Origin of the sequence: Allobosea caraganae, from assembly GCF_003351345.1 — a bacterium.
Classification (GTDB): Bacteria; Pseudomonadota; Alphaproteobacteria; order Rhizobiales; family Beijerinckiaceae; genus Allobosea; species Allobosea caraganae.
This window is the reverse complement of the sequence record NZ_QQTO01000004.1, coordinates 1-1316: the sequence shown is the minus strand read 5'-3', so window position 1 is coordinate 1316 and position 1316 is coordinate 1. Positions and strand designations below refer to the sequence as shown.

Genomic DNA, 1316 nt, shown 5'->3' with positions numbered 1-1316 from the left:
TCCTCGATCGTCACCACCGGTGCCTTCTCCGACGGCGTCCTGGCGCAGAGCATCGGGGGCGGCGGCGGCGCTGGCGGCTCGGTCAGCGTCGGCGGCATCCTCGCGAGCGTCGCAATCGGCGGCAATGGCGGCGACGGCGGCGCCGGACAGAACGTCACGGTCGATAACGGGGTGATCCCGCAGCAGAACGGCCCGGCCGGAGTTGCCGGCACCACGATCTCCAGCCACGGCGACAATTCGACCGGCATCCTGGCGCAGAGCATCAGCGGCGGCGGCGGGCGCGGCGGCGATGCTTTTTCGACCAATTTCGGTCCGCTCGGCCTCTCGATCGGCGGCAATGGCGGCACCGGCGGCCAGAGCGGCGCCGTCTCCGTCCAGAACAACGGCGTCGTCGTGGCGAGGGGCGACTACGCCACCGGCATCGCCGCGCAAAGCATCACCAGCGGCGGCGGCATGGCTGGCGCGGCGCACACCTTCAATGCCGGCGCGCAGATCTCGGCCTCGGTCGCGATCGGCGGCAGCGGCGGTGCGGGTGGCGCGGCAGGCAATGCCTCCATCGGCAATGGCGGGATGGTGGTCACCGGCGGCGACCATAGCTACGGCCTGCTGGCGCAGAGCATCTCGGGTGGCGGCGGTGCCGGCGGCTCGGCGACCAATCACAACTTCCAGGTCTCGGCTGGCGATACCCCGTCGGTGAACCTGACGCTGACCATGAGCGGCGCCGGCGGCACTGGTGGAAGCAGCGGAACTGCGAGCGTCATCAATAGCGGCGGCGTCCTGACTAGCGGCACCTCGGCGCATGGCATCGTCGCGCAAAGCATCACCGGTGGTGGTGGCGCCGGCGGATCGGCCGGCGCGGCGGCGGTCACCGTCACCTCGCCCAGCATCTCGGTGACGACCACGCTTGCCGGCAAGGGCGGCGACGGCGGCGCGTCGAGCCTCGCCTTCGTCGGCAACAGCGGCCTCGTCCTCACCCTGGGCGACGGCGCCAACGGCATCCTGGCGCAAAGCATCTCCGGCGGCGGCGGCCTGGGCGGCGCCTCCAGCTCCGATACCGGCGACTTCACCGACGGCAAGTACAAGCTCTTCCAGTTCACCGTCGACAGCGGCGGCAGCGGCGGCACCGGTGGCACGGCGGGAGGGGTGAACGTCATCAACACCGGTGGCATCCTGACCTTCGGCGACTATGCGGCCGGCATCCTGGCGCAAAGCGTCGGCGGTGGCGGCGGAGCCGGCGGCAATGCCGTGGCCAATGGCAGCGGCAACACCTTCAGCGTCAATGTCGGGCTCGGCGGCAATGGCGGCAGCGGCGGCAC

The 1316-nt window shown here is 71.4% G+C and carries 1 pseudogene; it reads left to right on the top strand.

What is annotated here, in order from left to right:
• Window positions 1-1316: pseudogene (locus tag DWF00_RS29290) on the top strand (autotransporter outer membrane beta-barrel domain-containing protein); the annotation flags it as partial.